The sequence below is a fragment of the Microcoleus sp. PH2017_35_SFW_U_B genome (assembly GCF_020737865.1).
Lineage (GTDB): Bacteria > Cyanobacteriota > Cyanobacteriia > Cyanobacteriales > Microcoleaceae > Microcoleus.
This window is the reverse complement of sequence record NZ_JAEQDE010000181.1, coordinates 1-5,558: the sequence shown is the minus strand read 5'-3', so window position 1 is coordinate 5,558 and position 5,558 is coordinate 1. Positions and strand designations below refer to the sequence as shown.

Sequence of the window (5,558 nt, the reverse complement as noted above, 5' to 3'; positions counted from 1 at the left end):
AGGGTCTGCTTCCTGCTTCACCCAAGGGAGTCGGCTCGCAACTTGTCCACAGGCGTAAATTCGGATGTAGCCCATCCTAATCCAAAAAACAATTCTAGCTGAAGCTTTTAGCCATGAGTCACCCACTATTTTCAGCCAATTTAACGAGTTGTGGACTTCCTTCTCGACCTTAACAGGCTGGCTAGTCCTGACAGAACTGCGGTTTACAAACCGGATAATTGAGCTTTGGTTTTCGGCATTGCAGATATTATATCAATTCTAGACTTATCTTGTTCAGCGAGCTTTGACTAAGTTTAGATAACTATTTCGCCCTGTAAGTTAACCTCTTGTACTGACTTTTCAATGATATCGCATATTGACAGTGCCTCATGCCAGAGGGCGTCAGCCACGACCAAAAACGCGCGGGCGCGATCGCCCGTTATGTATTATAGATAACTCAAAAGCTCGATCGATCGAGTCACAGCAGTCCGAGCCGAATAGCACGAATAGAGCGTCCCGCTCGAAGTGAGTTCCGCAAGCGAGCGGGGACGCTCGCACCATAACAGACTCGCGAGCGTCCCCGCTCGCAGATAAGAGCTTGTGCACAGATGCTTGCATCGGGATTCTTCCCCGTCTCCCCCTCTCCCCCTCTCCCTCTCTCCCTTTCTCCCCCTCTCCCCCTCTCCCTTTCTCCCCCTCTCCCTTTCTTCCCCGTCTCCCCGTCTCCCCCTCTCTCTTTCTCCCCCTCTTCCCATTTCCCTATAAAAAAGCGTAGGGCCCGATCGACAGCGACCAGACCCAATAATATAAGAATCTTTGATTTTCTAACAAACGAGATGTGTTTCCGGTAGAGAACAATATGCTTACTAGGGTTTACAACTTGTGCAGCTTTACTTTTAATCCGCAAGCACAATAAGTCTGACTCGACTGCGGTTTGGCTTGACTGCGCGATCGGCAGTTTCGCCACTATTCCAAGTTGTGTTCGGTTAATTTCGGCCGCGCCTGGGAATTTAGACCGGAGACACCATGTCTATATCCTTGAACTTTGCTTGTGACGCTCCTACATCAATTGCAAGCAATATGTTGTAGGCATCTGAGTCCTGTTAAGGATATCTAGATCTTCCTTCGAGATACTCCAAAATGTTTCTCTCTACGGCGTTTTATAGTGAGGAACACGTCCAGCCCCACTGTCTTTCCAATATATCAAGGATTGTTTGTTCAGGCTGTGAAGATTTCCCTGTCCTACGGAATCGGTCAACCTTCCATTTTTCACAAACCTGGCTTTCATCCCACCCCAAATTAAAAATTATCGAGAGGGGGTTCCCGCTGAACGGGCTAAATATAGCGACCTCCTGTTTCTTTCTGTCCCGGTGTCTATTGTTAAGTTAGCACGAGCTTTGGGAGGAGTAAAGCACAATTTGTAAAACTTGATAGGTCTTTACATTACTAAGTATAATGATATAAATATCCACATAGATGTAAGTTCTATTGCAATACGCTTGGGCTAAGCCCGATCCCCCCTAGCCCCCCTTAAAAAGGGGGGGACAAGAGTTTTCTCAAAGTCAACCCCTACTCTCCTTTTTAAGGGGGATGCGAGGGGATCTCCGGGCAATAAACACTATTAACTGAAGCGTATTGAGTTCTATTGCTGCTACATCTTTACATACTTAACAGTTTTTGTCATGTCTATTACTCCTAAGTCTCTCGGCGGTAGTCAAATCCGCCAAACATTCCTCGACTTTTACGCCCAGCGGGGACACAAAATCCTGCCGAGTGCTTCTTTGGTGCCCGAAGATCCGACTGTGTTGCTAACGATCGCCGGAATGCTACAATTTAAGCCGATATTTCTCGGACAGCGCACCGCAGAATCACCGCGCGCTACCACTTCACAAAAGTGCATCCGCACCAACGATATCGAAAACGTCGGCCGTACCGCCCGCCACCACACGTTTTTTGAGATGTTGGGGAATTTCAGTTTTGGGGATTATTTCAAGAAACAGGCGATTGCTTGGGCGTGGGAACTTTCCACAGAAGTTTTCGGTTTACCTGCGTCCAATTTAGTTGTTAGCGTTTTCCGAGAAGATGACGAAGCTTTTGCGATTTGGCGCGATGAAATTGGCATTCCGGGCGATCGCATTCAACGCATGGGAGAAGCAGACAATTTCTGGCAATCTGGCCCCACAGGCCCCTGCGGCCCTTGTTCCGAGATTTATTACGATTTCCACCCAGAAAGAGGCGATAATATTGACCTCGAAGATGATAGCAGGTTTATCGAATTTTATAACCTGGTTTTCATGCAGTACAATAAAGATGCAGAGGGCAATTTAACACCGCTGCAAAATCAAAATATTGATACTGGGATGGGATTGGAACGGATGGCGCAAATCCTCCAGAAAGTCCCGAACAATTACGAAACAGATTTGATTTTTCCGATCGTCCAATCGGCGGCGGAAATTGCCGGAATTGATTACCACAATAGCGATGAAAATGTCAAGGTTTCGCTGAAAGTAATTGGCGATCACATTCGGGCTGTGGTGCACATGATTGCGGACGAAATTCGCGCGTCAAATGTCGGCCGCGGTTACATTTTGCGTCGGTTGATTCGCCGGGTGGTGCGCCACGGGCGGCTGATTGGGATTCAGGGCGAATTTACGGTGCGGGTGGCCGAAAGCGCGATCGCCCTTTCGGAAGCAGTTTATCCAAATGTGCGATCGCGCGAAGCTCAAATTAAGGCGGAATTGGCAAGGGAAGAGGCGCAGTTTCTCAAGACTTTGGAACGGGGAGAGAAGCTGCTTGAGGAAATTCTCAAAAAAGCTCTTGTGGAACAGGCGTCTCGCCTGTCGGTTTCTGGGGGCGGGCAGGATGCCCACCCCACAGTAGAAATTTCTGGACAAGATGCGTTCACGCTTTACGATACCTACGGTTTCCCCTTAGAATTGACTCAAGAAATTGCGGAAGAACAGGGAATTACTGTCGATTTAGATGGCTTTGAAGTCGCGATGAAGGAACAGCAAACTCGCGCGAAAGAAGCTCACCAAACCATTGATTTAACTGTGCAGGGTTCCTTGGATAAGTTAGCTGAGAGTATCCAGAAAACAGAGTTTGTTGGCTATACTGAATTGTCAAGTTTAGCTGAAATCAAAGTTATCTTAGTTGACGGCAAAGCTGTGGAATCAGCAGAGGCGGGAACCGAGGTACAAGTTGTATTGAACCAAACGCCGTTTTATGCAGAATCCGGCGGACAACTTGGGGACAAAGGTTATTTGCAAAGCGGAGAGAATGGTCAGAGTTTGTTGGTGAGAGTTGATGATGTGAAAAAGGAGTCAGATTTCTTCGTGCATTTCGGCTTTGTGGAACGGGGAACCTTAAAAGTTGGCGATAGTTTGACTGCGAAAATTGACAATAGCGGCCGCCGCCGAATTCAAGCCAACCACACAGCAACTCACTTATTACAGTCAGCTTTGAGAAAAATTGTAGACGATTCAATTTCGCAAGCTGGTTCCCTGGTATCGACAGAGAGATTGCGATTTGATTTCAATTCTCCCCGCGCTGTCACAGTAGCAGAATTGCAGAAAATTGAGGATCGAGTTAATAGTTGGATTGCTGAGGCCCACGCTGCGGAAGTTGCCGAAATGCCGATCGCCCAAGCCAGAGAAAAAGGCGCCACAGCCATGTTTGGCGAGAAGTACGGCGACGTAGTGCGGGTAATCGACTTTCCCGGGGTTTCGATGGAATTGTGCGGGGGGACTCACGTCAGCAATACCGCAGAAATCGGGCTGTTTAAGATTGTTTCCGAAGCGGGCGTTGCGGCTGGTACTCGCCGGATAGAAGCGGTTTCAGGACAAGCTGTGTTGGATTATTTGAATGTGCGTGACAGGGTTGTGCGCGATTTGGGCGATCGATTTAAAGCGAAACCCGAAGAATTGCCCAACCGGATTACTAATTTGCAGAATGAATTGAAGGATACTCAGAAGCAGTTGGCTGCTGCAAAGTCCGAATTGGCGATCGCGAAATCCGACCAGTTGCTAGCAAAAGCTGAGTCCATTGGCGAGTTCAAAATCATTGTAGCTCAATTGGGTGATGTGGATGCAGAAGCGCTGAAAACTGCGGCGGAAAGATTGCAGCAAAAGTTAGGAAATGCTGCGGTTGTTTTGGCATCAATTCCTGAACCGGACAAGGTAAGTTTGGTAGCAGCTTTTAGTCCAGAAGTTAATAAGAAAGGATTGCAAGCTGGCAAGTTTATCGGGGGAATTGCTCAAATTTGTGGCGGCAAAGGCGGCGGGTGGCCTAACTTGGCGCAGGCTGGGGGACGTGATGCTAGTAAGTTGCAGGAAGCCTTGGAAAGTGCTCGCAATCTGTTAGTTGAAGGGTTGGGTAATTAGGAAGAAACCCGGCGGTTGAAACCGCGTCTACAAAAACAAAACCCACCTCCGTGGGTTGAAGATTTTACCCAATTGATTGAGAGAAACCCGGCGGTTGAAACCGCGTCTACAAAAACAAAACCCGCCTCCGCGGGTTGAAGATTTCATCCAACGATTTTCCATCTCCGAATACCATCTTCGTCCACGGAGGTGGACATCGTTTGTGTAGACGCGGTTTCCAACCGCCGGGGCCTCTGCAATCAACCCGTAATCAATCCGTAAATCACCCCCAAATCCATCCGTTACATCCGCTACAAAATCCGCTGCCGAACTTGCCTTCCCCCAACAAATAATGTAAAATATTCCAAAAATGGGTTGTGCAAAATGAACGAAAAACGCCGCGAAGCCTATCTCAATCTGATTCAATCCCTCCTCAACTCCCCAGAAGACGAACAAATCGCCCTCCTGAAACAGAATCTAGAATTATTAGATGATGGTTTTGCCCGATATCTGCGCGAGTGGGCAACTCAAACTATCGCAGCAATGGAGTCAGAGGAAGCTACAAACATTACTCTTAATATAGTTAAATTCAGTAATTTGATTCAACAGTTTCCGCTGGGTAGCAAAAGTAGCAATATGGAAATTGCCATTGCCGGCTACGAGGCGGGATTGCAAATTTTTAAGCAAGTTACTGATGCCGAACTTTGGGCAACTATTCAAAATAATTTAGCAATTGCTTACAGTAACAGAATCAAGTTCGATAGAGGAGAGAATATCGAACGGGCGATCGAATGTTATCAAGCTGCTTTACAAGTTCTCACCCGCGCTGCTTTGCCCCAAAAATGGGCGAGGACTCAAAATAATTTAGGACTTGCTTACAGTGACAGAATCAAGTTCGATAGAGGAGAGAATATCGAACGGGCGATCGAATGTTATCAAGCTGCTTTACAAGTTCTCACCCGCGATGCTTTGCCCCAAAAATGGGCGATGACTCAAAATAATTTAGGACTTGCTTACAGTGACAGAATCAAGTTCGATAGAGGAGATAATATCGAACGGGCGATCGAATGTTATCAAGCTGCTTTACAAGTTTACACCCGCGATGCTTTGCCCCAAGATTGGGCGATGACTCAAAATAATTTAGGAAGTGCTTACAGTGACAGAATCAAGTTCGATAGAGGAGAGAATATCGAACGGGCGATCGAATGTTATCAAGCT

General features: G+C 47.2%; 2 protein-coding genes. Both read left to right on the top strand.

Features of this window, described 5'->3' with window-relative positions; genetic code table 11:
• The first annotated feature begins 1,661 nt into the window (after positions 1–1,661).
• Positions 1,662–4,361 (top strand): alanine--tRNA ligase, encoded by a 2,700-nt coding sequence (gene alaS / locus JGK36_RS33105; RefSeq protein WP_293199325.1) that lies wholly within the window; start codon positions 1,662–1,664, stop codon positions 4,359–4,361.
• Positions 4,362–4,724: 363 nt separating this feature from the next.
• The coding region (locus JGK36_RS33100; RefSeq protein WP_293199323.1) for a tetratricopeptide repeat protein at positions 4,725–5,558 on the top strand (834 nt) is incomplete at its 3' end.

What these genes read in the sequence shown, in the direction of transcription:
- alaS (WP_293199325.1), top strand. Translation starts at nt 1,662, where the DNA reads ATGTCTATTACTCCTAAGTCTCTCGGCGGTAGTCAAATCCGCCAAACA.